A 24,991-nucleotide genomic window follows, 5' to 3' on the forward strand; every position below is an offset into this window, starting at 1 on the left:
GTGGGGGTTTGTCAGGAGTATATGCCCGTTGCGCAGACGTTTGTTCTGCGGCGGGTGCTCAAGGGTGGAATATCAACGAATAGCGGCCGCTTGTTTCTTTCCTTGCCCAGTACGGATTCCCTCTTGGGGGTGTCCTGGAACGGTGTGGGTTGGGGGTGGGTGGTTTAGTGTTTGGCACACTGTTGGGTCCTGAGGCAACAGGGCCGGGGGATGGGGTTGCAGCTTACGGGTTGCGGTGTCGTCTGTCGGGTTTGTTTGTTTCTGGTTTCCTGGCTGCATCGATCACACGGTTGACCCTTTTGGGGTTGTGTGTGGGGTGTGTGGTACGGGGTTGTTGTTTGAGAACTACATAGTGGACGCGAGCATCTTTTATAAGAAGCAATTTCCAAGAATTATGAACCTGGATCTGTCCGCACTCTTTTGGGGTGTGGGTGGTTTTCATGGTTCTCTCGAAAATTAGCGTTTTTGATCTTTTGTGGTCAAGTTTTTAAGAGCACACGGTGGATGCCTTGGCATTAGGAGCCGAAGAAGGACGTAGGAATCTGCGATAAGCCTGGGGGAGTCGATAACCGGACTGTGATCCCAGGGTGTCCGAATGGGGAAACCCCGCCAGGGGCGCGAGCTGCCTGGTGACCCGCATCTGAACACATAGGGTGCGTGGAGGGAACGCGGGGAAGTGAAACATCTCAGTACCCGCAGGAAGAGAAAACAATAGTGATTCCGTCAGTAGTGGCGAGCGAACGCGGATCAGGCTAAACCGTTCCATGTGTGATAGCCGGCGGGCGTTGCATGGTCGGGGTTGTGGGACTTTCCATACCAGTTCTGCCGGACTGGTGAGGTGTGATGTGCAGGCATAGGTGAACGGTCTTGAAAGGCCGGCCAGAGAGGGTGTGAGCCCCGTAACCGAAATGTTTTGTGCCGCCTGGAGAGTATCCCAAGTAGCACGGGGCCCGAGAAATCCCGTGTGAATCTGTCAGGACCACCTGATAAGCCTAAATACTCCCTAATGACCGATAGCGGACCAGTACCGTGAGGGAAAGGTGAAAAGTACCCCGGGAGGGGAGTGAAACAGTACCTGAAACCGTGTGCTTACAATCCGTCGGAGCAACCTTGTAGTTGTGACGGCGTGCCTTTTGAAGAATGAGCCTGCGAGTTAGTGTTACGTCGCGAGGTTAACCCGTGTGGGGAAGCCGTAGCGAAAGCGAGTCTGAATAGGGCGTTGCAGTGGCGTGATCTAGACCCGAAGCGAAGTGATCTACCCATGGCCAGGTTGAAGCGACGGTAAGACGTCGTGGAGGACCGAACCCACTTCAGTTGAAAATGGAGGGGATGAGCTGTGGGTAGGGGTGAAAGGCCAATCAAACTTCGTGATAGCTGGTTCTCCCCGAAATGCATTTAGGTGCAGCGTTGCGTGTTTCTTGCTGGAGGTAGAGCTACTGGATGGCTAATGGGCCCTACAAGGTTACTGACGTCAGCCAAACTCCGAATGCCGGTAAGTGAGAGCGCAGCAGTGAGACTGTGGGGGATAAGCTTCATAGTCGAGAGGGAAACAGCCCAGACCACCAACTAAGGCCCCTAAGCGTGTGCTAAGTGGGAAAGGATGTGGAGTTGCGAAGACAACCAGGAGGTTGGCTTAGAAGCAGCCATCCTTAAAAGAGTGCGTAATAGCTCACTGGTCAAGTGATTCCGCGCCGACAATGTAGCGGGGCTCAAGTACACCGCCGAAGTTGTGGATTTCAGATATTAGCTAAGCCGCCCCTTGTGGGTTGGTTCAGGCGTCTGGAGTGGTAGGGGAGCGTCGTGTGGGCAGTGAAGTCGCGGTGTAAACCAGCGGTGGAGCCTACACGAGTGAGAATGCAGGCATGAGTAGCGAAAGACGGGTGAGAAACCCGTCCGCCGAATGATCAAGGGTTCCAGGGTCAAGCTAATCTGCCCTGGGTAAGTCGGGACCTAAGGCGAGGCCGACAGGCGTAGTCGATGGACAACGGGTTGATATTCCCGTACCGGCGAAAAACCGTCCATGTTGAACAGGGGATACTAACCGCCCGATACCTGCCCGCCCACCCTTCGGGGTGATGTGGGTTTTGGTGGAGCGCGGGACCTGATCCTGGGAGGCAAGCGTATTAACAGGTGTGACGCAGGAAGGTAGCCAAGCCGGGCGATGGTTGTCCCGGTCTAAGGATGTAGGGCGAACGGTAGGCAAATCCGCCGTTCATGATGCCTGAGATCTGATGGGACCCCCTCACGGGGGGATTTGGTGATCCTATGCTGCCGAGAAAAGCATCGACGCGAGGTTTTAGCCGCCCGTACCCCAAACCGACACAGGTGATCAGGTAGAGAATACTAAGGCGATCGAGAGAATTATGGTTAAGGAACTCGGCAAAATGCCCCCGTAACTTCGGGAGAAGGGGGGCCCCAACCTTGAACACCACTTGCTGGTGGGAGGGGATCGGGGCCGCAGAGACCAGGGGGAAGCGACTGTTTACTAAAAACACAGGTCCGTGCGAAGTCGCAAGACGATGTATACGGACTGACTCCTGCCCGGTGCTGGAAGGTTAAGAGGACCGGTTAGCCTTACGGCGAAGCTGAGAATTCAAGCCCCAGTAAACGGCGGTGGTAACTATAACCATCCTAAGGTAGCGAAATTCCTTGTCGGGTAAGTTCCGACCTGCACGAATGGAGTAACGACTTCCCCGCTGTCTCAACCATAAACTCGGCGAAATTGCAGTACGAGTAAAGATGCTCGTTACGCGCAGCAGGACGGAAAGACCCCGAGACCTTTACTATAGTTTGGTATTGGTGTTCGGAGTGGCTTGTGTAGGATAGGTGGGAGACGTTGAAGCCCGGACGCCAGTTCGGGTGGAGTCATCGTTGAAATACCACTCTGGTCACTTTGGACATCTAACTTCGGCCCGTAATCCGGGTCAGGGACAGTGCCTGATGGGTAGTTTAACTGGGGCGGTTGCCTCCTAAAAAGTAACGGAGGCGCCCAAAGGTTCCCTCAGCCTGGTTGGCAATCAGGTGTCGAGTGTAAGTGCACAAGGGAGCTTGACTGTGAGAGAGACATCTCGAGCAGGGACGAAAGTCGGGACTAGTGATCCGGCGGTACATTGTGGAATGGCCGTCGCTCAACGGATAAAAGGTACCTCGGGGATAACAGGCTGATCTTGCCCAAGAGTCCATATCGACGGCATGGTTTGGCACCTCGATGTCGGCTCGTCGCATCCTGGGGCTGGAGTAGGTCCCAAGGGTTGGGCTGTTCGCCCATTAAAGCGGTACGCGAGCTGGGTTTAGAACGTCGTGAGACAGTTCGGTCCCTATCCGCTGCGCGCGCAGGAAATTTGAGAAGGGCTGTCCTTAGTACGAGAGGACCGGGACGGACGAACCTCTGGTGTGTCAGTTGTACTGCCAAGTGCACCGCTGATTAGCTACGTTCGGATGGGATAACCGCTGAAAGCATCTAAGCGGGAAGCTCGCTTCGAGATGAGATTTCCATACACCTTGTGTGTGAGAGGCCCCCAGCCAGACCACTGGGTTGATAGGCCGGATGTGGAAGCGAGGACTAACGACTCGTGAAGCTGACCGGTACTAATAGGCCGATAACTTACACCACACACCACCCTGCAAACCTATTCAAAAGAGGTTTGCACCAACGGGTGGTAAAAAGATAACAAGACTGCTTGCGTCCACTATGTGGTTCCCAAACAACAAACCCGACACGGGCACGTTGCAGGGAACAAAAAACACAACACAATAACAACACCACACCTGCAACCAAAAGTTGCAGAAAGCATGTTGTAACCAGATTTCCCACACACCCCCTTTCGGGTGTGACGGGTCGAAGGGTTACGGCGGTCATAGCGTGGGGGAAACGCCCGGTCCCATTCCGAACCCGGAAGCTAAGACCCACAGCGCCGATGGTACTGCACCCGGGAGGGTGTGGGAGAGTAGGTCACCGCCGGAACATCATTACGGTCGAGAGCCCCCCAACCACCAGGTTGGGGGGCTCTCCCACTTTAACCACCCACACCACAAACACGCAGCCCGGGACGCTCTCTCACTTAATGCAGCGAAAACCCGGACCCTCCTGCAGTGAATTTGGACACCCGCACCCACCACCCGCAGCAATGTCGCATCCGCGTGGTCAGCTTCATGTCCGCGTTCCAGCCCGAACCCAACAAGGTCGTATCGTACGGGCCGACTTTCCCTCGGCCGGATGTAGAAAGAGCGCTCCTCCGGCAGTATCAACGCAACTTAGAAATGACCGGTGGTGGCATGTTGGTTTGCCCGCTGGCGTACACCGGAGGCCGACCGGCTCCGATCTACCAGTAGGCCGGCGAGGTGCCGTCGGTCAGCTTGCCGGGTCGTACAGGAACTGCCGGACCTCTTGCGAGCAGCGGCAGGCGACGGCGATCTTCGCGGCCCATTCAAGTGCCGCCTCCCGCGAGGGCAGCTCGAGAACGGTGTAGCCGCCGTTGGGCACCTTGTGGCCTGGGTACGTGCCCTCGGTGACGGTGCCGTCACCGGCCACGAGTACCGGGTCTACGTCCTCATCGGTCCCGCCGCCGAAGACGTACACACCCGCCGCCTTGGCCTCGTCGATGACGGCATGCGAGGCTTCGACTACCGCCTCGAAGTCCTCCTCGGGGACCACCATGGCCTCACCGGGGAACGAGATCAGGTACTTCGTCATTCGAGGACTCCTCTGCTCCGGCGGCGCCATCCGACGGGCTCTTCTCTGCGGCACCGCTCTGGTGCCCAGACTGATTATGGCTCTGGCGCCCGACATATGGTCAAGGTATGCGTCGCGGTCGACCCGCTGAAACTGCTCGAGCGGTACCGTCTGGGAGCACGTTCTAAAGCCCGCGCCCGCGAAGAAGGGCGAGGTTACGATCCGCTGCACCGGTGCATCGACTGCGGGCGCGTGTGGCGACACACCAGGCGTGGCGACCAGTACGTCACCGTCGTCATCGACCTCACCCGATCCGTGAGGGAACCGGCCCCGCGCGCCTGCTCGACATGGTAGACGGCCGCTCCAAACAGGCGTTCAAGGACTGGCTGGCCGAGCGACCCACGGCTTGGCGCGAAACCGTGGAGGCGGTCGCGGTCCTGGATCCCTTCCACGTGGCGCGCCTGGCCGGCAAGGCGCTCGATGAGTGCCGGCGTCGGGGCCAGCAGGCCATCCATGGCCACCGCGGCCGTACCGGTCTGTAGAGGGCACGTCAAACGAATAGGCAACTCTGCCCGGAAGCATCGATTCCTGTGCCCACCATAAGGTGGCTGCATGACGGATGCAGAGGTCGAGACCGCGTACTCAAAGAGAGCCGCCGAGTACACTGCCAGATTTGGGTCGGTCGAGTCCTCTCATCCAGCTGACCGGAAGCTCGTAGCTGACTGGGTCGCACCTCTGGTGGGGCCAGTGCTGGATGTGGGATGCGGGCCCGGCCATTGGACCAAGTTCCTCGCGGACCAAGGGGCGGCGGTCGAAGGAATCGATTTGGTGCCGGCGTTCATCAAGCAAGCAGAAGCATCCTTCCCCGGCATCCCATTCCGCGTAGCCTCCCTCACGAGTCTCGGCGTTCCCGAAGGATATGCATCAGGCATCCTGGCCTGGTACTCGCTGATCCACTTTGAACCCGACCAGGTTCCCTCCGCTCTCCGGGAACTGGCACGGCGCCTGACTCCAGGCGGACTTCTCCTGCTAGGTCTGTTTGAAGGAGACGAAATCACGAGATTTCCACATGCGGTGACGCCTGCGTACTCCTGGCCCGTGGGAGACCTCAGCAGGATCCTTAGTGCAGCCGGCTTCGAAACCACCTCCCATCAGCGACGAACTGATCCTGGTCATCGGCCGCACGCCGCTATCAGTGCACGCCTGAGCCATTCATAAGAGACAGCAACAGGAGGAATGCAGGCAGGCGAAAGGTAAACCGAAACTACAACAAGGCTTGGGCTGACCTGTAACCGGAAAGGCGACGGCCTGGGTTGAATCGGCCGTGGGCCAAATCCTCGCGTGATGTGATCCAGTCAACAGAAACCCGTTCTGGCCGAATACTGCACCGGGACTCCGGTGAGCCCCTCAGATTCCCCGCCACGACGCGGATCCTGGGGGCATAGGACCCCTTGTGGGGGTGGATTTGCGGTGGGGGTTGGGTGGGTGTATTGTTTTCTAAGTCGCCGCGAGGGGAACAGCGAAGAGCTGGTTACCGCGGGCGGCCAAACCCCCTAATTCAAGACCAAATGTTGGTTGTTCTTTTGAGCGCCTTTGTTTGGTGGGGATGTGTTTTCTGCTGGTGCGGGTCCTGGAATATGGATTTGCATCGGGGCGGGAAACCGGGTAAGTTTGAAAAGTTGCTCCGGAGCGATCCACGGCCGATTGTATGGTTGTGGTGGTGCCGGGTGTGTCTGTTGTTTGAGAACTCAATAGTGTGCCAAGTTTGTTGATACCAATTTATTGTATTGAATTGGTTGAATTGACTGGATCCGCCACCCCGTGGTGTGGTCTGGTTTTTACAGCTGGTTTCAAATTTTGTGCAGCCATTTTATCCTGTTATTTCCGGGGTTGGTGGTTGTGTCTGTTTTACTTCAACGGAGAGTTTGATCCTGGCTCAGGATGAACGCTGGCGGCGTGCTTAACACATGCAAGTCGAACGATGATGCCAGCTTGCTGGTGGATTAGTGGCGAACGGGTGAGTAACACGTGAGTAACCTGCCCTTAACTCTGGGATAAGCCTGGGAAACTGGGTCTAATACCGGATATGACTCCTCATCGCATGGTGGGGGGTGGAAAGCTTTATTGTGGTTTTGGATGGACTCGCGGCCTATCAGCTTGTTGGTGAGGTAATGGCTCACCAAGGCGACGACGGGTAGCCGGCCTGAGAGGGTGACCGGCCACACTGGGACTGAGACACGGCCCAGACTCCTACGGGAGGCAGCAGTGGGGAATATTGCACAATGGGCGAAAGCCTGATGCAGCGACGCCGCGTGAGGGATGACGGCCTTCGGGTTGTAAACCTCTTTCAGTAGGGAAGAAGCGAAAGTGACGGTACCTGCAGAAGAAGCGCCGGCTAACTACGTGCCAGCAGCCGCGGTAATACGTAGGGCGCAAGCGTTATCCGGAATTATTGGGCGTAAAGAGCTCGTAGGCGGTTTGTCGCGTCTGCCGTGAAAGTCCGGGGCTCAACTCCGGATCTGCGGTGGGTACGGGCAGACTAGAGTGATGTAGGGGAGACTGGAATTCCTGGTGTAGCGGTGAAATGCGCAGATATCAGGAGGAACACCGATGGCGAAGGCAGGTCTCTGGGCATTAACTGACGCTGAGGAGCGAAAGCATGGGGAGCGAACAGGATTAGATACCCTGGTAGTCCATGCCGTAAACGTTGGGCACTAGGTGTGGGGGACATTCCACGTTTTCCGCGCCGTAGCTAACGCATTAAGTGCCCCGCCTGGGGAGTACGGCCGCAAGGCTAAAACTCAAAGGAATTGACGGGGGCCCGCACAAGCGGCGGAGCATGCGGATTAATTCGATGCAACGCGAAGAACCTTACCAAGGCTTGACATGAACCGGAAATACCTGGAAACAGGTGCCCCGCTTGCGGTCGGTTTACAGGTGGTGCATGGTTGTCGTCAGCTCGTGTCGTGAGATGTTGGGTTAAGTCCCGCAACGAGCGCAACCCTCGTTCTATGTTGCCAGCGCGTTATGGCGGGGACTCATAGGAGACTGCCGGGGTCAACTCGGAGGAAGGTGGGGACGACGTCAAATCATCATGCCCCTTATGTCTTGGGCTTCACGCATGCTACAATGGCCGGTACAAAGGGTTGCGATACTGTGAGGTGGAGCTAATCCCAAAAAGCCGGTCTCAGTTCGGATTGGGGTCTGCAACTCGACCCCATGAAGTCGGAGTCGCTAGTAATCGCAGATCAGCAACGCTGCGGTGAATACGTTCCCGGGCCTTGTACACACCGCCCGTCAAGTCACGAAAGTTGGTAACACCCGAAGCCGGTGGCCTAACCCCTTGTGGGAGGGAGCTGTCGAAGGTGGGACTGGCGATTGGGACTAAGTCGTAACAAGGTAGCCGTACCGGAAGGTGCGGCTGGATCACCTCCTTTCTAAGGAGCACCTACAGATTGTTCATGCCATGTATGTGGTGTGGGGGTTTGTCAGGAGTATATGCCCGTTGCGCAGACGTTTGTTCTGCGGCGGGTGCTCAAGGGTGGAATATCAACGAATAGCGGCCGCTTGTTTCTTTCCTTGCCCAGTACGGATTCCCTCTTGGGGGTGTCCTGGAACGGTGTGGGTTGGGGGTGGGTGGTTTAGTGTTTGGCACACTGTTGGGTCCTGAGGCAACAGGGCCGGGGGATGGGGTTGCAGCTTACGGGTTGCGGTGTCGTCTGTCGGGTTTGTTTGTTTCTGGTTTCCTGGCTGCATCGATCACACGGTTGACCCTTTTGGGGTTGTGTGTGGGGTGTGTGGTACGGGGTTGTTGTTTGAGAACTACATAGTGGACGCGAGCATCTTTTATAAGAAGCAATTTCCAAGAATTATGAACCTGGATCTGTCCGCACTCTTTTGGGGTGTGGGTGGTTTTCATGGTTCTCTCGAAAATTAGCGTTTTTGATCTTTTGTGGTCAAGTTTTTAAGAGCACACGGTGGATGCCTTGGCATTAGGAGCCGAAGAAGGACGTAGGAATCTGCGATAAGCCTGGGGGAGTCGATAACCGGACTGTGATCCCAGGGTGTCCGAATGGGGAAACCCCGCCAGGGGCGCGAGCTGCCTGGTGACCCGCATCTGAACACATAGGGTGCGTGGAGGGAACGCGGGGAAGTGAAACATCTCAGTACCCGCAGGAAGAGAAAACAATAGTGATTCCGTCAGTAGTGGCGAGCGAACGCGGATCAGGCTAAACCGTTCCATGTGTGATAGCCGGCGGGCGTTGCATGGTCGGGGTTGTGGGACTTTCCATACCAGTTCTGCCGGACTGGTGAGGTGTGATGTGCAGGCATAGGTGAACGGTCTTGAAAGGCCGGCCAGAGAGGGTGTGAGCCCCGTAACCGAAATGTTTTGTGCCGCCTGGAGAGTATCCCAAGTAGCACGGGGCCCGAGAAATCCCGTGTGAATCTGTCAGGACCACCTGATAAGCCTAAATACTCCCTAATGACCGATAGCGGACCAGTACCGTGAGGGAAAGGTGAAAAGTACCCCGGGAGGGGAGTGAAACAGTACCTGAAACCGTGTGCTTACAATCCGTCGGAGCAACCTTGTAGTTGTGACGGCGTGCCTTTTGAAGAATGAGCCTGCGAGTTAGTGTTACGTCGCGAGGTTAACCCGTGTGGGGAAGCCGTAGCGAAAGCGAGTCTGAATAGGGCGTTGCAGTGGCGTGATCTAGACCCGAAGCGAAGTGATCTACCCATGGCCAGGTTGAAGCGACGGTAAGACGTCGTGGAGGACCGAACCCACTTCAGTTGAAAATGGAGGGGATGAGCTGTGGGTAGGGGTGAAAGGCCAATCAAACTTCGTGATAGCTGGTTCTCCCCGAAATGCATTTAGGTGCAGCGTTGCGTGTTTCTTGCTGGAGGTAGAGCTACTGGATGGCTAATGGGCCCTACAAGGTTACTGACGTCAGCCAAACTCCGAATGCCGGTAAGTGAGAGCGCAGCAGTGAGACTGTGGGGGATAAGCTTCATAGTCGAGAGGGAAACAGCCCAGACCACCAACTAAGGCCCCTAAGCGTGTGCTAAGTGGGAAAGGATGTGGAGTTGCGAAGACAACCAGGAGGTTGGCTTAGAAGCAGCCATCCTTAAAAGAGTGCGTAATAGCTCACTGGTCAAGTGATTCCGCGCCGACAATGTAGCGGGGCTCAAGTACACCGCCGAAGTTGTGGATTTCAGATATTAGCTAAGCCGCCCCTTGTGGGTTGGTTCAGGCGTCTGGAGTGGTAGGGGAGCGTCGTGTGGGCAGTGAAGTCGCGGTGTAAACCAGCGGTGGAGCCTACACGAGTGAGAATGCAGGCATGAGTAGCGAAAGACGGGTGAGAAACCCGTCCGCCGAATGATCAAGGGTTCCAGGGTCAAGCTAATCTGCCCTGGGTAAGTCGGGACCTAAGGCGAGGCCGACAGGCGTAGTCGATGGACAACGGGTTGATATTCCCGTACCGGCGAAAAACCGTCCATGTTGAACAGGGGATACTAACCGCCCGATACCTGCCCGCCCACCCTTCGGGGTGATGTGGGTTTTGGTGGAGCGCGGGACCTGATCCTGGGAGGCAAGCGTATTAACAGGTGTGACGCAGGAAGGTAGCCAAGCCGGGCGATGGTTGTCCCGGTCTAAGGATGTAGGGCGAACGGTAGGCAAATCCGCCGTTCATGATGCCTGAGATCTGATGGGACCCCCTCACGGGGGGATTTGGTGATCCTATGCTGCCGAGAAAAGCATCGACGCGAGGTTTTAGCCGCCCGTACCCCAAACCGACACAGGTGATCAGGTAGAGAATACTAAGGCGATCGAGAGAATTATGGTTAAGGAACTCGGCAAAATGCCCCCGTAACTTCGGGAGAAGGGGGGCCCCAACCTTGAACACCACTTGCTGGTGGGAGGGGATCGGGGCCGCAGAGACCAGGGGGAAGCGACTGTTTACTAAAAACACAGGTCCGTGCGAAGTCGCAAGACGATGTATACGGACTGACTCCTGCCCGGTGCTGGAAGGTTAAGAGGACCGGTTAGCCTTACGGCGAAGCTGAGAATTCAAGCCCCAGTAAACGGCGGTGGTAACTATAACCATCCTAAGGTAGCGAAATTCCTTGTCGGGTAAGTTCCGACCTGCACGAATGGAGTAACGACTTCCCCGCTGTCTCAACCATAAACTCGGCGAAATTGCAGTACGAGTAAAGATGCTCGTTACGCGCAGCAGGACGGAAAGACCCCGAGACCTTTACTATAGTTTGGTATTGGTGTTCGGAGTGGCTTGTGTAGGATAGGTGGGAGACGTTGAAGCCCGGACGCCAGTTCGGGTGGAGTCATCGTTGAAATACCACTCTGGTCACTTTGGACATCTAACTTCGGCCCGTAATCCGGGTCAGGGACAGTGCCTGATGGGTAGTTTAACTGGGGCGGTTGCCTCCTAAAAAGTAACGGAGGCGCCCAAAGGTTCCCTCAGCCTGGTTGGCAATCAGGTGTCGAGTGTAAGTGCACAAGGGAGCTTGACTGTGAGAGAGACATCTCGAGCAGGGACGAAAGTCGGGACTAGTGATCCGGCGGTACATTGTGGAATGGCCGTCGCTCAACGGATAAAAGGTACCTCGGGGATAACAGGCTGATCTTGCCCAAGAGTCCATATCGACGGCATGGTTTGGCACCTCGATGTCGGCTCGTCGCATCCTGGGGCTGGAGTAGGTCCCAAGGGTTGGGCTGTTCGCCCATTAAAGCGGTACGCGAGCTGGGTTTAGAACGTCGTGAGACAGTTCGGTCCCTATCCGCTGCGCGCGCAGGAAATTTGAGAAGGGCTGTCCTTAGTACGAGAGGACCGGGACGGACGAACCTCTGGTGTGTCAGTTGTACTGCCAAGTGCACCGCTGATTAGCTACGTTCGGATGGGATAACCGCTGAAAGCATCTAAGCGGGAAGCTCGCTTCGAGATGAGATTTCCATACACCTTGTGTGTGAGAGGCCCCCAGCCAGACCACTGGGTTGATAGGCCGGATGTGGAAGCGAGGACTAACGACTCGTGAAGCTGACCGGTACTAATAGGCCGATAACTTACACCACACACCACCCTGCAAACCTATTCAAAAGAGGTTTGCACCAACGGGTGGTAAAAAGATAACAAGACTGCTTGCGTCCACTATGTGGTTCCCAAACAACAAACCCGACACGGGCACGTTGCAGGGAACAAAAAACACAACACAATAACAACACCACACCTGCAACCAAAAGTTGCAGAAAGCATGTTGTAACCAGATTTCCCACACACCCCCTTTCGGGTGTGACGGGTCGAAGGGTTACGGCGGTCATAGCGTGGGGGAAACGCCCGGTCCCATTCCGAACCCGGAAGCTAAGACCCACAGCGCCGATGGTACTGCACCCGGGAGGGTGTGGGAGAGTAGGTCACCGCCGGAACATCATTACGGTCGAGAGCCCCCCAACCACCAGGTTGGGGGGCTCTCCCACTTTAACCACCCACACCACAACACCCCCCCAACGCAGGACCAGGCCGGCACCCCACCGAAAACGCCGCACCCACCACACCTGCCGCCGTCGTACGCCATACTACCCAGGACCCGAACTGACAGAGCGTCCGGCTGAACGTCGCACGAACTGAGAGAGCATCCGGCGGAACACTGCAGGAACTGCGAGAGCGTCCGCTGAGGGCGCAATTCCCCCGCAATTCCCCGGAAAACCGGTGATTTTAGTCAAAAAATGGCGGAAACACGCGGAATTTGCGGACCTCGCGGGCCCAAGCTGGTAAGTTTTCGAACAGTGGCTTGCACGCATGCCGCGTTCAGGCTCCAGAAATCGTGACCGTCCAGGAGGACATCAATGGCTAAGAACCGTAGTGAACTTGTTTCAGAGGTAGCAGGCAAGGCCGGCACCAGCCAGGCAGCCGTCAACTCCGTCCTCGATGCACTGTTCGAGGTATTCGAGACTTCCGTCGCCGCCGGCGAGAAGATCACCATCCCGGGCTGGCTCGCAGTTGAGCGCACCGACCGTGCAGCACGCACCGGCCGCAACCCGCAGACGGGCGAGACCATCCAGATCGCCGCAGGCCACAGCGTCAAGCTGACCGCCGGCTCCAAGCTGAAGGCTGCAGTCGCCAAGAAGAAGTAGTCTTCTTCAGCCACAGCAGCAAAGGAGCGGCAACCTCAGGGTTGCCGCTCCTTTGCTTTAAGCCGATTCTGCTTTAATCCGATTCGCCGCGCGGGCACCCGTAGCGGACAATGGATAGGTGCCTTCTGCAGCAAAATCCCGTCCCGCAGCACCCCAGCCAGGCCCCGACAGGGGCGCCCCGGCCAGGGCTGGCGGCGTCGTGGGGATTTCCCGGCCGTGGCAGCTCGCGGGCCTTGCAGCCCTCTTCCTGGGACTGACAGCGGCACTCCTTTTCTCCGGCGCCGCCGCGGCCCGTGAGGTCTCTGACCCGGGGGCACTGGTCCGCTGGGGGCTTCCCGTCAGCAAGGCCATCCACAACGTGGCACTGGCGACGGTGATCGGCGGACTGATCTTCGCCGTCGGCATCCTCCCCAGAACTGCGGGTCCCCGGTCCCGGACCCAGAAAGGCGACGCTCCGGAACATCCGGCGTTCGCCCGGGCCCTGGCCATTGCTGCCGCTGCGGGTGCTGCCTGGACGCTGTCGGCGGTGGCCGTACTGGTCCTTACTTACTCAGACGTTGCCGGACAGGCCGTTGGCGGGGACGCGGAGTTCACCCGCGCCCTGGTGTACTTCATGACGGACATCGAGACCGGCCGGGCATGGTTGAGCGTGACCATCATCGCGGCCGTGGTGACCACGGCGCTGTTCGGTGTCAGATCCCTTGGCGGCCTTGCCCTCACGCTGATCCTGGCGCTGGCCGGGCTGGTTCCCGCCGCGCTGATCGGCCACTCCTCAAGCTCGTCGGACCATGAAGGCGCCATCAACTCCCTGGGCCTGCACCTTGTAGGCGTCAGCGCGTGGGTTGGCGGCATCGTCGTCCTGGCGCTGCTGTCCGGAATCCTGACCGGCTCGAAGCCCGGCACGGCCGCCGACATTACCGAACCGACGCTGCGGCGTTTCTCCTCCCTGGCCGGCTTTGCGTTTGTGCTCGTCTTTGCCTCCGGCGTCATCAATGCCAGCATCCGCATCACCAACTGGGGTGACCTTTTTGGTTCCCCTTACGGACAGCTGATCCTCGCGAAATCGGCAGCCACCCTGGTCCTTGGCGGCATCGGTTTGATGCACCGGCAATGGGTGATCCCCCAGCTGGGCCGCAAAGGCTCGGCCATGTCCTCACGCCGCGTGCTGTGGCAGCTGGTGCTCGTGGAGCTCCTGGTTATGGGAGCCACCTCCGGCGTCGCCGTGGCCCTGAGCCGGTCGGCCCCGCCGCAGCCCACCACGTTTGCGCCGGACGCGTCGCCGGCCTTTATCCTCACCGGCTACGAGCTGCCGCCTGAACTGACGCCGGAACGCTGGCTGACGGAGTGGCGCTTTGACTGGCTCTGGGTGGCCGTGGTGCTCTTCGGGCTGGTGGCCTACTTCCTGGGCGTCGCCAAGGTGCTTGGACGCGGCGACAAGTGGCAGTGGTTCCGCGCAGTGAATTGGGTGATCGGCCTCCTGGTGCTGACCTTCATCACGTCAGGGCCGCCGTCGGTCTATGGCAGGATCCTCTTCTCCGCGCACATGGTGGACCACATGGCGCTGACCATGGTGGCACCCATCTTCCTGGTGCTCGGCGCCCCGGTGACGCTGGCCCTGCGGGCGTTGCCTGCCCGCGGCGACGGCACCCGGGGGGCGCGCGAATGGCTGCTCGTGTTTATCCACTCCAAGTTCTCCCAGCTGGTCACGCACCCCATCTTCGCGGCGGCCAATTTCGCGGGGTCCATCGTGCTGTTCTACTACTCGGACGCGTTCGGCTTCGCCATGCGGGACCACGTGGGCCACGAGCTCATGACCCTGCACTTCACGCTCACGGGTTACATCTTCATCCTGACCATGATCGGCACGGACCCGCTGCCCCGCCGCGCACCGTATCCCATGCGCCTGCTCCTGCTGCTGGCGACCATGGGCTTCCACGCGTTCTTCGGCGTCGCCATCATGGGCGGCACCAGCCTGCTGGCGGCCGACTACTTCGGCAACCTTGGCCGCGCCTGGGGGCCGTCGGCTCTCCTGGACCAGCAGATGGGCGGGGCCGTGGCCTGGGGCATCGGCGAAGTGCCCACGCTCCTGGTGGCCATCGGCGTCGCCATCATGTGGTCCCGCTCCGATGCCCGGGAGTCCAAGCGGACCGATCGGGCGGCGGACAGGAATAACGACGCCGATCTCACTGCTTACAACGATATGTTTGCCAAATTGGCTGAACGCGATGCCAGATTGGCTGAACGCAACTCAAAGCTGGAAGGACGCTGATGAGCGAAACCGTACGCACCCAACACCGGGTCCGCGCCTCCGAACTGGTGGGCCGCAACTGGCTCAACACCGGCGGCAAGTCGCTGGACCTCGAAGCCCTGCGCGGCAAGATCGTGCTGCTCGACTTCTGGACCTTCTGCTGCATCAACTGCCTGCACGTCCTGGATGAGCTGCGCCCGCTCGAGGAACAGTACTCCGACGTCCTGGTCACCGTGGGCGTCCACTCGCCCAAGTTTGAGCACGAAGCAGATCCCGTGGCCCTGGCCGCCGCCGTGGAACGCTACGAGATCCACCACCCCGTCCTGGACGACCCCGAGCTGGACACCTGGAAGGCGTACACGGCGCGCGCCTGGCCCACCCTGGTGGTCATCGACCCCGAGGGCTACATCGTGGCGCACCTGTCCGGCGAAGGCCACGCTGACGGCCTGGCCGTGCTCGTCCCCGAGCTGATCGCCGAGCACGAGGCCAAAGGCACACTGCACCGCGGCTCCGGCCCGTACGTGGCGCCGGAAGCGACCTCGGGCACGCTGCGCTTCCCCGGGAAGGCACTGTTCCTGCCCGCCGGGCGCGGTTCCGCCGGACCCGGTTCAGGCGCCCAGGGTTCAGGCGTGCAGGGAGCGTCCGACGGCGGGACTCCGGCTGCCGCGGATACCGCCACCGGGGGTTCCTGGCTGGTAACCGACACGGGCCACCACCGTCTCGTGGAGCTGGGCAACGACTTCCAGACGGTGCTGCGCACCTACGGCTCCGGAACCAAGGGACACGCTGACGGCCCGGCCGCCGCCGTCGACTCCGTGGAGCCCACCGCACGGTTCAACGAGCCGCAGGGCCTCGTGCTGCTTCCGGAAGAGGTGGCAGCGAAGGCGGGCTACGACGTCGTCATTGCTGACTCAGTCAACCACCGCCTCCGGGGGCTCTCGCTCACGGACGGCAAGGCCACAACGATTGTTGGCAACGGCGTCCAGCGTCTGCTGGAAACCGGCCCCGCCCGGGTGGACGAAGACGCTGCCGGATTCACGGGCCAGCTCAGCGAGCATCCGCTGGAGGTGTCCCTCAGCTCGCCGTGGGACGTCGTCTGGTCCACCAAGCTCAACGCGGTGGTGATCGCCATGGCCGGCACGCACCAGATCTTCAGCTTCGACCCCCTCACCGGCGCCGTGGCAATTATTGCCGGCAACGGCCTGGAGGGTTTGCTGGACGGGCCCGCCCACGAAGCCTGGTTCGCTCAGCCCTCCGGCCTGGCCGAGGACGCCGACGGCAACATCTGGGTGGCGGACTCCGAAACCTCCGCCATCCGCAAGCTGGTCATTGACGACGGCGGCACGGTCACCGTGGTGACTGCCGTGGGCAAGGGCCTGTTCGACTTCGGCTTCCGCGACGGCCCCGCCTCCGAGGCACGCCTCCAGCACCCCCTCGGCGTCACCGTCCTGCCCGACGGCTCCATTGCCATCGCCGACACCTACAACGGTGCTGTGCGGCGCTACGACCCCGCCGCGGGGACCGTGTCCACGCTGGCCCGCGGACTTTCGGAACCCTCCGACGTGATTGTGGACCACACGCACGCCGCTGGCTCCGAGCCGCTGCTGGTGGTGGTTGAGGCCAACAAGCACCAGCTGGTCTACGTGCCCATCCCCAAGGAAGCCCAGCAGGTGGACGAGGGCGCCTCGCAGACTCACCGGCCCAAGAGCCCGGTCGCCCCCGGGCTGCTCGAGCTGACCGTGCGCTTCACCGCGCCCACCGGGCAGAAGCTCGATGACCGCTGGGGCGACCCCACGCAGCTGAAGATCTCCTCCACCCCGCCGGAGCTGCTTGTGGCCGGCGGAGGAACCTCGGTGGGGCTGCTCCGCACGCTGGAACTGGCTTCCGACATTCCGGAGGGCATCCTGCACATCACCGCCCGCGCCGCGGCCTGCGACGGCCCGGAGGATGCGGACGGCGAGATCCCGGACCACGCCGCCTGCCACCTGTACCAGCAGGACTGGGGCATCCCCGTGTTGCTGACGGACGACGGCGACACCGAGTTGGTCCTGGACCTGCGCGGAATGGACTGATCACCGCCGCCGCTACGGCTTTGCGGCGCCGGCTTGCTGAGCCGGTGTGAAGAGGCTGCCTTCTGTGACTTGATGTCACGGGAGGCAGCCTTTTGCACGCCGCGGGCTGGGATGGCCGCGGATTTCCGGGGTTTAAGGCCGCCGGCCGTGGCCAAAAGCGTGCTCTGCGTGACGCCGTGGGGCGGCTGCCGGGCCCACGAGTTTTCCACATACGCCGCCCTGAGGGCGCGGCCAGACCCTCGGCAACGGCAGCATGGCAAGAGCGTGCTGTGCGTGACACGAGGCCCGCCGGTAGCCGACGCGCTAGTAGCTCAGGAGCGGGGTGACCCTGATGGTGTCGCCGGCGACGTCCAGGCGGGTGGTGAAGCTGAAGTCCACCTCTTCGTTGAGCGGGGACCAGGCGCCCGTGAAGGAACTCTGCTGGACCGCCTCCACCTTGGCCTTCCCGTCGAGGGGAGCAACCACCCAGCGGCCGTCAAAGGGCTCGATGGATATCTCCGGGTACTCGGTGATAGTCCACTTGATGGTGCCGTCGTCCACGTTGTTGGTGCTGGCGAAGTAGAAGGGGCAGTCCGGTTGCAGCTTTTGCTGCTTCACAGCTTCGGCGGCGCAGGTGTCCAGGAACTCCTGTACCTTCGCGCCCACATCCTTCCGCAGCTGGTCGGTGGCCTCGGTCAGCAGGTTCAACGGAGCCGCCGGGACATCGCGGGATGTCACCGTGGCGCGTGTGGCGGGCGCGGCGAAGTATTCACCGTTCAGGGAGGCTTCGTATTCACCCGGATAGAACACGGCGAACGAATTTCTCCCTTGGGGCATGTTCACCGGCACGCCGTTGAGGTTGGCTTCGCTGGCGTTGACCACTGTCAGGCCCACCGTGGGCAGCCGCGACGGCACAAACGCCCACGTGTTAAAGAACAGCCATTCGGTGCCGGTCTTCTCCAGCAGGAACTCGGTGCGAAGCCTGCTGCCATCGATCGTGTACTGCACGGGCACCATGACCTGGTTGCCCGAGCGTTCCTCGGCTTCGCCGATGCTGACGTTCGCCAGCCGGGAAGAGGCCGTCTGCAGCGCTGTGCCGTCGAGCATGGCGGCGTTGCTGGGCGGCACAGTGGCCCGCAACAGACCCAGCGCCTTGCCGCCGTCGCCCTCGTGGAGGGCGTCGAGATACTCCCGGACAGGCTGCTGTGGACTCGCCACCGTATTGTTCACCACGTTGACCCCAACGACGGCCGCGGCCACGGCAAGCATGAGGCCAAGCAGCCACCCTGCTGCCATCCTCACCAACGCCTGACTCATCTGCACTTCACTTACGTTACCTGCAAGCCCGCTGAACACAGGTGTCGCCGCCGCCCCGTGTAGCGGGGTGCGGCGGCTTTCCTGATGCCCGACGGCGGGAAGTCCAGGGCGGGACATCGTCCGGTTTTGCCTACCGGCGGCGACGGGACGAGGTGCCGAAGACGCCGCGGAGCAGCTCCCGGCCAAGCTGTGTGCCCAAGGAACGGACCATGCTTTTCAGCCCGCCACCCAATGCCCCGCCGAGTGCTCCGGCGAGGTCGCCCACCATGCCGCCGCCGGCCGGGGCCGCAGGTTCCGGTGCACGCCGCGAGGGCGCATCAGTGCCGGCACCACGATCCGGCGCGGGACGGCTGCTGGGCCGGCCCAGGATTTCCTCTTCGATCCTGCGGGCCTCGGCGTCGACGTCGACGTCGGCCTGGTCCGAACCTGCCTGCCCCGGACCTGGCTGCCCGGAAGTCCCCGGAACCGGGGGCTCGCCGGGCGCGGCTCCGCCGGTGGGCGCAGCGCCCTTGCCGGTGAGCTTCTCGTAGGCGGAGATGTTGTCCACGGCGGTCCCGTACTTGGCGAGCAACGCGGACCCGCCCACCGTGCTCTTGATGAGCTCCTCAGTGCTGGGGCCCATGACGGATTCCGGGGCGCGCAGGCGAGTGTGCGCGACCGGCGTCGGGGCGCCCTTCTCATTCATGACGGTAATGACGGCCTCGCCGATCCCCGCGGACGTGAGGGTCTCCTCCAGGTCATAATCGCTCATCGGGAACGTGGACACGGTGGCTTTCAGGGCCTTGGCGTCCTCCGGGGTGAAGGCGCGGAGGGCGTGCTGGATGCGGTTGGCCAGCTGGCCCAGGACGTCGGCGGGGACGTCCTTGGGGGTCTGGGTGACGAAGAAGATCCCCACACCCTTGGAACGGATCAGCCGGACCGTGGTGGTGATGGCGTTCAGGAAGGCCTTGGACGCGCCGTTGAACAGCAGGTGGGCCTCATCGAGGAAGAACACCAGTTTGGGCTTGTCCAGGTCGCCGGCTTCGGGGAGGTCCTCGAACAGGTCAGCCAGCAGCCACATCAGGAAGGTCGAGAACAGCATCGGCTTGGTCTGCAGCGTGGGCAGCTCCAGGCAGGTGATGACGCCGCGCCCGTCCGGGGCGGTCCGGAGCAGCTCGGCCGTGTCGAACTCAGGCTCGCCGAAGAACCTTTCCAGGCCCTGCGCTTCAAGATTCACCAGTTCGCGGAGGATGACGCCGGCGGTGGCCTTGGACAGGCCGCCCAGTTCCTCCAGCTCGTCCTTGCCCTCGTCCGAGGTGAGGAACTGGATGACCGCGCGGAGGTCCTTGAGATCGATCAGCTCAAGGTTGTTCTTGTCCGCAAAGTGGAAGACCAGCTGCAGGCTGGATTCCTGGGTGTCATTGAGCTCCATCACACGCGAGAGCAGGATGGGGCCAAACGAGGTGATGGTGGCACGGACGGGAATGCCGTTGCCGTCGCCGCCCAGGGCCAGGAACTCCACCGGGAACGTCTTGCCGGCCCAGACCTGGCCGATGCTGTCGGTGCGCGCCTTCAGCTTGTCACTGCCGGCGGCCGCAGTGGCCAGGCCGGACAGGTCACCCTTGATGTCCGCGAGGAACACGGGAACTCCGGCTGCGGACAGCTGCTCGGCCATCATGTGCAGCGTGACGGTCTTGCCGGTGCCGGTGGCGCCTGCTACGAGGCCGTGCCTGTTCATCATGGCCAGCGGCAGGCGGACCTGGGCTTCCTTGTGGAGTTCGCCGTCAACAATGGCGGCACCCAACTCGATGGTGGCACCCTCCAGGGTGTAGCCCTTCTGGATGGTGGCGAGCTTTTCTGCAGTGGTTTTGTTGGCCATGCCGCTAGCTTAGCGGGGCCGCCGGGAGATTCTTGGTGAACGCGAGCGACCTGATGATCTCCGGATCCTGGTCCAGGTCGAACTGCGGCTCATAACCCGAGGTGAGGTACAGGTGCTTGGCTTCAGGCTGGCGCGGACCGGTGGTCAGGAAGACTCGACGGTAGCCCCTGCCGGCGGCCAGCGCCTCCAGCTCCGCGAGGACGAAACGGGCGAGCCCGCGGCGGCGGTGCGCCGAGTGGGTCCAGATCCGCTTGAACTCCGCCGTCTCGTTGTCGTACCGGCGGAACGCGCCGCCGGCTATGGACCCGCCGTTTTCCTGGACCACCAGCAGCGCGCCGCCCGGTCCCTTGAATTCCGACGCCGGGTAGCGGTTGAGTTCGTCGGCCGCTGCTCCGCGGCCAAAGAGGTCACCGTAGCGGGAATCGTATTCCACGGCCAGTTCATCCAGGAGCGGGCGGACCCGCGGATCGTGCATGGGTAGGTTCAGGACGGTGAGTTCGGACCTGTTCAGTGCCGCCGGGTTCCGTGGCGCCTGTGTGAGGGCGTCCGGGGTCAGTGCCGCCGGGCTGGCGGGGATGCTGGTTTTCACGTTCATTGTTCAGGCTCTTCCGACGGCGGCGGCTTCGGCAGGTGCGGCCTGGCCGGCCGTGCGGGACGAGGCCAGCTCTGCCGCGACGCCCAGGACAGTCCTGGCCAGGGCGTCGTTTTCGCGGAACGGGGCGGCATTGGTGCCGGGCCTCGCAAAGGCGCCGGCACCCCAGCCGGATGTTCCCGGCCCCACGCCGAAGAGCCGGCCTCCAGCCCTACCCTGCTCGTCCAGCAGCTCGTGCCGGTCCGAGACGAGCAGCTTTCCGGTGGAGTGGATGCCGTCCGCCGTGAGCAGCTGCTGTTCGCTTCCCAGCCCGGACAAATGGAGCGACGCCAATATCGGGTTGAGCGACCGGGCCACGGATGTCGCCGGCAGCCGCGCTTCGATGAACGCTGCGGTCCGGACGGCAAATCCTGCCTGCGGGGACGTAGCCACAAACTCGCCGGTGGACTCATCCGCCATGACGCTAAGGCCCGGGCCAAGGAACCGCAGCAGCCCGGCCCGGTGCAGGGCCAGCATCTCGCGCAGCCGGCGCGGGGGCGGCCCGGAGTCCACGAAGCTGAAGAATCCATGCCACCAGCCGTGGACGGTCTGCTGGGACCGGGCGTTGAGCCGCTCGGCCGGGACCAGCCGGCCCAGGTCCATGTACACCTTCAGCAGCGCCACAAAGAGGGCCAGCGTCTCCGGATGGTCCGGGCTGTCGCGGAGGGCGAGATCCTGCTCGATGTACCGGGCCACCGCCTCCTGGACGTCGGCGGATCCGCCAAACAACGCCCCGGCGAAGGGCCGGTCCAGGGCCTCGAGGTCCAGGCGCAGGGCGGGGTCCGGGACGGCCGCTGCCACCAGGTCCTCCCGTCCGGTGCTGTACCAGTCCAGCTCGGCGAAGCGGCCCGAAAACTCCGGCCAGCCGGCGCTCACGCGGTCCGGGCTGCCGGTGAACAGCTCCCGGTAGTACCCATACCCGGCTTCCTTGGCAATGAGGGGCCACAGGTGGTCCTGGAAATCGAGCTCGGCATGACGCTCCAGCAGTGCGTCCACGGCGGCGGCGGTGAAGAAGCGCAGGCCGCCGGGAACCTCGCCGCGCAGGGCCGCGGAAATCTTGGAGTGGTAGGGCACTCCGCGCCGCGAACCGGCCCACAGCCGCGGTTCCCTGCCGGATGCCCGGTACCGCAGGCCGCCGTCGGGTGTTTCCTCGAACCGGCCGCCGCGCCCTTCCATCAGCAGCACCATCAGGTCCACAAACGCCAGGCCCATCCCGGCCACAATGACGTCCTGGCCGGGGACGAGGGCTGAATAGTCGACGTCGGTGGTGTAGCTCGGTGCCGCATGGAAGGCGCCGTGCCGGGCGGCGAAGCCGGACCAGCCGGCGGACGCGGCATCCGGCTGTGAGTCCGTGTGGCCTAGCGCGGTGACCACGACGTCGGCCCGCAACGTCCCGCCGTTGGCCAGCCGCACAAGGTGCGTGCCGGCGTCGTCCGCGGTTGTGGAGGAGAAGTCACCGGCACGCTCGATGGCCACTGCGGTGGTGCGGTGGACGGTGACCGTCCCGCCGAGTTTCGCAACAGCCCGGCGGAAGAACCACTCGAGGTACTGGCTGTGGAGTTGGCGGGTGGGGAAGATGGCGCCCGTGAGGGCATGCAGTTGCTCACGGATGGCGAGGGGGAAATCCGGTACGTCCGTGACGGAACCGTCGAGGACGCCGGCGGCCCATTCGGCGAGCCCGGGCCCGTCGATGGCGGGGCCCTCGCATGCCACGGAGGAATCGGTGAACATGGTGACATCCGTGGCGGCCGAGTTGAGCATGAGGCCGGGGTGCTGGTCGTAGCGCCAGATCCGCCCCGAACCCGGCTCATACGGTTCCACCACGTGGAGGTCCAGCGGGCGGGGGAAGAGTTCGTCGCGGTTGGCGGCCAGCCGCTCCAGCACGCCTGCCGCCCGCGGACCGCCGCCGATGAAGACAACCGAGGGGGCGTTCGCTGGCATGGTGGCTCCTGATCGGGTCGGTGTGGGCGGTGTGGGCGGTGTGGGCGGGGCCGCCCGGACGGGTGGCCGAGTGCCCATGCTAGGCAGCGTTGACGGCGGCGGTCGACGGGCCGGTAATGCCCGTTAACTCCGCGTCACAGCAGGTCAAGAGACGCAAGAAACCGACTCATGACGCTGTGCGAAGCCGGGTGAAGTTATGCAACCTGCTGCCTTGCTGCCCCTTTCCTGACCGCCCTAGATTGGCAGCCAGCAGCTTGGAGCAACCCGTTCCGGCACCGAAAATCCCGACGCATCAGAAGCGAGGTGGCGCATGAGTTCAGCAGCAACCGACGTGGCCCAGCCGGCAGAGTCAGCACAGTCAGCACAAGCACGGCAGGCCGCGGAGCCTGCGCCCACCGCGGCGGCCACCGACTACTCCGGGTTCCCCCTGGTGGCCGCGAAGCATCCGTGGCGCTGGGTGGGAACGGCAGCGGTAGGCCTCGGCATTGTTGCCATCGCGTGGTCGCTGGCCACCAACCCGCGCTGGGAGTGGGGCGTGGTGGCGCAGTGGTTCACCGCCCAGTCCGTAGTGAACGGGCTTCTGGAGACGCTCAAGCTGACGGCCATTTCCGGCCTGCTGGGGTTTGTCCTGGGCTTCATCCTCGCGCTGATGCGGCTGTCCGCCTCGCCGCTGCTGGTTTCCGTCTCTTGGACGTTTTCATGGATCTTCCGCTCCACTCCGCTGCTGGTGCAGATGCTCCTTTGGTACAACCTGGGCTATCTGTACGAGAAGATCAGCTTAGGCATCCCGTTCACGGATGTCCGCTTCTTCGAGGTGCAGACCACCACACTGATCAGCCAGTTTGCGGCAGCAGTGTTGGGCCTGACCCTGAACCAGGCCGCCTACTCGGCGGAAATCATCCGCGGCGGCATCCTGTCCGTGGACCAGGGGCAGCTCGAGGCCGCAGCCGCGCTGGGCATTCCGGCCTGGCGCCGGTCCACCCGGATTGTCCTGCCGCAGGCCATGCGGGCCATCCTGCCCACGGCGTTCAACGAGATCATCGGCCTGGTCAAGGGCACCTCCATCGTCTACGTCCTGGCCTATTCCGAGCTGTTCTACACCGTGCAGGTCATCTACAACCGCACCCAGCAGGTCCTGCCGCTGCTCCTGGTGGCCACGCTCTGGTACGTGGTGATCACCTCCGTCCTGAGTGTCTTCCAGTACTACATCGAACGGCACTACTCCAAGGGCGCCGTCCGGACCCTGCCGCTGACGCCGCTCCAGAAGGCCCGCAAATTCTTCGCCACGCACGCCGAGGCAACCAACCGCGCAAGGAGCCCCCGATGAGCACCGCCACTGCCACCCGCGGCCTCGTGGAAATCACCAAAGTCCGGAAATCCTTCGGAGCCACCGAGGTCCTCAGGGGCATCACCCTGACCGTTGAGCCAGGCGGCGTGGCCGTGATCGTAGGCCCGTAGGGCTCCGGCAAGTCCACGCTCCTGCGAACCATCAACCACCTGGAAAAGGTGGACGGCGGGCACATCGCCATCGACGGAAAGCTGGTGGGCTATGAGGTCCGGGGCAAGCGCCTGCACGAGCTTCGTGAAAAGGCGATCTTGAAGCAGCGCACCGAAATCGGCATGGTGTTCCAGAATTTCAACCTCTTCCCGCACCTCACCGCGCTGGAGAACGTGGCCGAGGCCCCCGTCGTCGCGCAGGGCCGGTCCAAGGAGGAAGCCCGCCGCCGCGGCCTGGAACTCCTGGACCGCGTTGGCCTCAAAGACCGAGCCGGCGCGTACCCCCGGCAGCTGTCGGGCGGCCAGCAGCAACGAGTGGCCATTGCCCGTGCGCTGGCCCTGAACCCGAAAATCCTGCTGTTCGACGAGCCCACCTCCGCCCTGGACCCGGAGCTGGTGAACGAGGTCCTCGATGCCATCCGCGAACTCGCGAAGTCCGGCACCACCCTGATCATCGTCACCCACGAGATGGGGTTCGCCCGCGACGTGGCGGACACCGTGGTGTTTATGGACGAGGGCCAGGTCGTGGAACAGGGCAGCCCGGAACAGATCTTCACCAACCCGCAGGAACCACGCACCCGGAGCTTCCTCTCCAAGGTGCTCGAACCGGCCTTCAACATCTAAAGG

The 24,991-nt window shown here is 62.0% G+C and carries 10 protein-coding genes, 5 rRNA genes and 2 pseudogenes; 12 read left to right on the forward strand and 5 right to left on the reverse strand.

Annotated features, from left to right (window positions below; genetic code table 11):
* The first annotated feature begins 477 nt into the window (after positions 1–477).
* A 23S ribosomal RNA gene (locus AU252_RS11340) occupies positions 478–3,613 on the forward strand.
* Between the two features lie 234 nt (positions 3,614–3,847).
* A 5S ribosomal RNA gene (rrf, locus tag AU252_RS11345) occupies positions 3,848–3,964 on the forward strand.
* A gap of 387 nt (positions 3,965–4,351) precedes the next feature.
* On the opposite strand, the gene AU252_RS11350 is transcribed toward rrf (AU252_RS11345), so the two are convergent.
* The gene (locus tag AU252_RS11350) at positions 4,352–4,693 is read right to left on the reverse strand and encodes a YciI family protein (RefSeq protein WP_058930803.1); all 342 of its coding nucleotides are present in this window, start codon (positions 4,691–4,693) and stop codon (positions 4,352–4,354) included.
* A gap of 231 nt (positions 4,694–4,924) precedes the next feature.
* Here AU252_RS11350 and AU252_RS11355 point away from each other — a divergent pair.
* The 8 genes and pseudogenes from AU252_RS11355 to AU252_RS11390 form a co-directional block, all read left to right on the forward strand.
* A pseudogene (locus AU252_RS11355) lies at positions 4,925–5,208 on the forward strand (transposase); the annotation flags it as partial.
* Between the two features lie 76 nt (positions 5,209–5,284).
* A complete protein-coding gene (locus AU252_RS11360) occupies positions 5,285–5,890 on the forward strand; it encodes a class I SAM-dependent methyltransferase (RefSeq protein WP_058930805.1) in 606 nt (201 codons plus the stop codon).
* A 695-nt stretch (positions 5,891–6,585) separates the two neighbouring features.
* Positions 6,586–8,109, forward strand: a 16S ribosomal RNA gene (locus tag AU252_RS11365).
* A gap of 517 nt (positions 8,110–8,626) precedes the next feature.
* Positions 8,627–11,762 (forward strand): 23S ribosomal RNA (locus tag AU252_RS11370).
* A gap of 234 nt (positions 11,763–11,996) precedes the next feature.
* A 5S ribosomal RNA gene (gene rrf / locus AU252_RS11375) occupies positions 11,997–12,113 on the forward strand.
* The 16S, 23S and 5S rRNA genes sit together here, the layout of an rRNA operon.
* 420 nt (positions 12,114–12,533) lie before the next feature.
* Positions 12,534–12,821: an HU family DNA-binding protein gene (locus tag AU252_RS11380; protein ID WP_056341443.1), complete on the forward strand. Its 288-nt coding sequence runs from the start codon at positions 12,534–12,536 to the stop codon at positions 12,819–12,821.
* Between the two features lie 118 nt (positions 12,822–12,939).
* Positions 12,940–15,090 (forward strand): cytochrome c oxidase assembly protein, encoded by a 2,151-nt coding sequence (locus tag AU252_RS11385; RefSeq protein ID WP_058930806.1) that lies wholly within the window; start codon positions 12,940–12,942, stop codon positions 15,088–15,090.
* The gene (locus AU252_RS11390; RefSeq protein ID WP_058930807.1) at positions 15,090–17,141 is read left to right on the forward strand and encodes an NHL domain-containing thioredoxin family protein; all 2,052 of its coding nucleotides are present in this window, start codon (positions 15,090–15,092) and stop codon (positions 17,139–17,141) included. The genes AU252_RS11385 and AU252_RS11390 overlap by 1 nt, the downstream gene beginning before the upstream one ends.
* Positions 17,142–17,444: 303 nt before the next feature.
* Here AU252_RS11390 and AU252_RS11395 read toward each other — a convergent pair whose 3' ends face one another.
* The 4 genes from AU252_RS11395 to AU252_RS11410 all read right to left on the reverse strand — a co-directional run bounded on the left by AU252_RS11395 (position 17,445) and on the right by AU252_RS11410 (position 22,867).
* Positions 17,445–18,437 (reverse strand): hypothetical protein, encoded by a 993-nt coding sequence (locus AU252_RS11395; RefSeq protein WP_205630695.1) that lies wholly within the window; start codon positions 18,435–18,437, stop codon positions 17,445–17,447.
* A gap of 130 nt (positions 18,438–18,567) precedes the next feature.
* On the reverse strand, positions 18,568–20,295 hold the full coding sequence (locus AU252_RS11400; protein WP_058930808.1) for a helicase HerA-like domain-containing protein: 1,728 nt from the start codon (positions 20,293–20,295) through the stop codon (positions 18,568–18,570).
* Between the two features lie 4 nt (positions 20,296–20,299).
* Positions 20,300–20,770 carry a GNAT family N-acetyltransferase gene (locus AU252_RS11405; protein ID WP_240484398.1) on the reverse strand — a complete coding sequence of 157 codons (471 nt, stop codon included), beginning with the start codon at positions 20,768–20,770 and terminating at the stop codon, positions 20,300–20,302.
* A 123-nt stretch (positions 20,771–20,893) separates the two neighbouring features.
* Complete coding sequence (locus AU252_RS11410; RefSeq protein WP_058930809.1) at positions 20,894–22,867, reverse strand: FAD/NAD(P)-binding protein; 1,974 nt, start codon at positions 22,865–22,867, stop codon at positions 20,894–20,896.
* A gap of 310 nt (positions 22,868–23,177) precedes the next feature.
* On the opposite strand from AU252_RS11410, the gene AU252_RS11415 reads away from it, so the two are divergent.
* Both AU252_RS11415 and AU252_RS11420 read left to right on the forward strand, forming a co-directional pair.
* Entirely contained in the window at positions 23,178–24,194 is a 1,017-nt protein-coding gene (locus tag AU252_RS11415; RefSeq protein WP_058930810.1) for an amino acid ABC transporter permease, read from the forward strand.
* Positions 24,191–24,988, forward strand: a pseudogene (locus tag AU252_RS11420) (amino acid ABC transporter ATP-binding protein). Before AU252_RS11415 ends, AU252_RS11420 begins: the two are co-directional and overlap by 4 nt.
* Positions 24,989–24,991: the final 3 nt, after the last annotated feature.

It is taken from the genome of Pseudarthrobacter sulfonivorans, from assembly GCF_001484605.1.
GTDB lineage: Bacteria > Actinomycetota > Actinomycetes > Actinomycetales > Micrococcaceae > Arthrobacter > Arthrobacter sulfonivorans_A.

Bases quoted from the DNA above. Each gene is read 5' to 3' on its own strand.
- AU252_RS11350 (WP_058930803.1), bottom strand. From the start codon at position 4,693: ATGACGAAGTACCTGATCTCGTTCCCCGGTGAGGCCATGGTGGTCCCC.
- AU252_RS11360 (WP_058930805.1), top strand. From the start codon at position 5,285: ATGACGGATGCAGAGGTCGAGACCGCGTACTCAAAGAGAGCCGCCGAG.
- AU252_RS11380 (WP_056341443.1), top strand. From the start codon at position 12,534: ATGGCTAAGAACCGTAGTGAACTTGTTTCAGAGGTAGCAGGCAAGGCC.
- AU252_RS11390 (WP_058930807.1), top strand. From the start codon at position 15,090: ATGAGCGAAACCGTACGCACCCAACACCGGGTCCGCGCCTCCGAACTG.
- AU252_RS11395 (WP_205630695.1), bottom strand. From the start codon at position 18,437: ATGAGTCAGGCGTTGGTGAGGATGGCAGCAGGGTGGCTGCTTGGCCTC.
- AU252_RS11400 (WP_058930808.1), bottom strand. From the start codon at position 20,295: ATGGCCAACAAAACCACTGCAGAAAAGCTCGCCACCATCCAGAAGGGC.
- AU252_RS11405 (WP_240484398.1), bottom strand. From the start codon at position 20,770: ATGCACGATCCGCGGGTCCGCCCGCTCCTGGATGAACTGGCCGTGGAA.
- AU252_RS11410 (WP_058930809.1), bottom strand. From the start codon at position 22,867: ATGCCAGCGAACGCCCCCTCGGTTGTCTTCATCGGCGGCGGTCCGCGG.
- AU252_RS11415 (WP_058930810.1), top strand. From the start codon at position 23,178: ATGAGTTCAGCAGCAACCGACGTGGCCCAGCCGGCAGAGTCAGCACAG.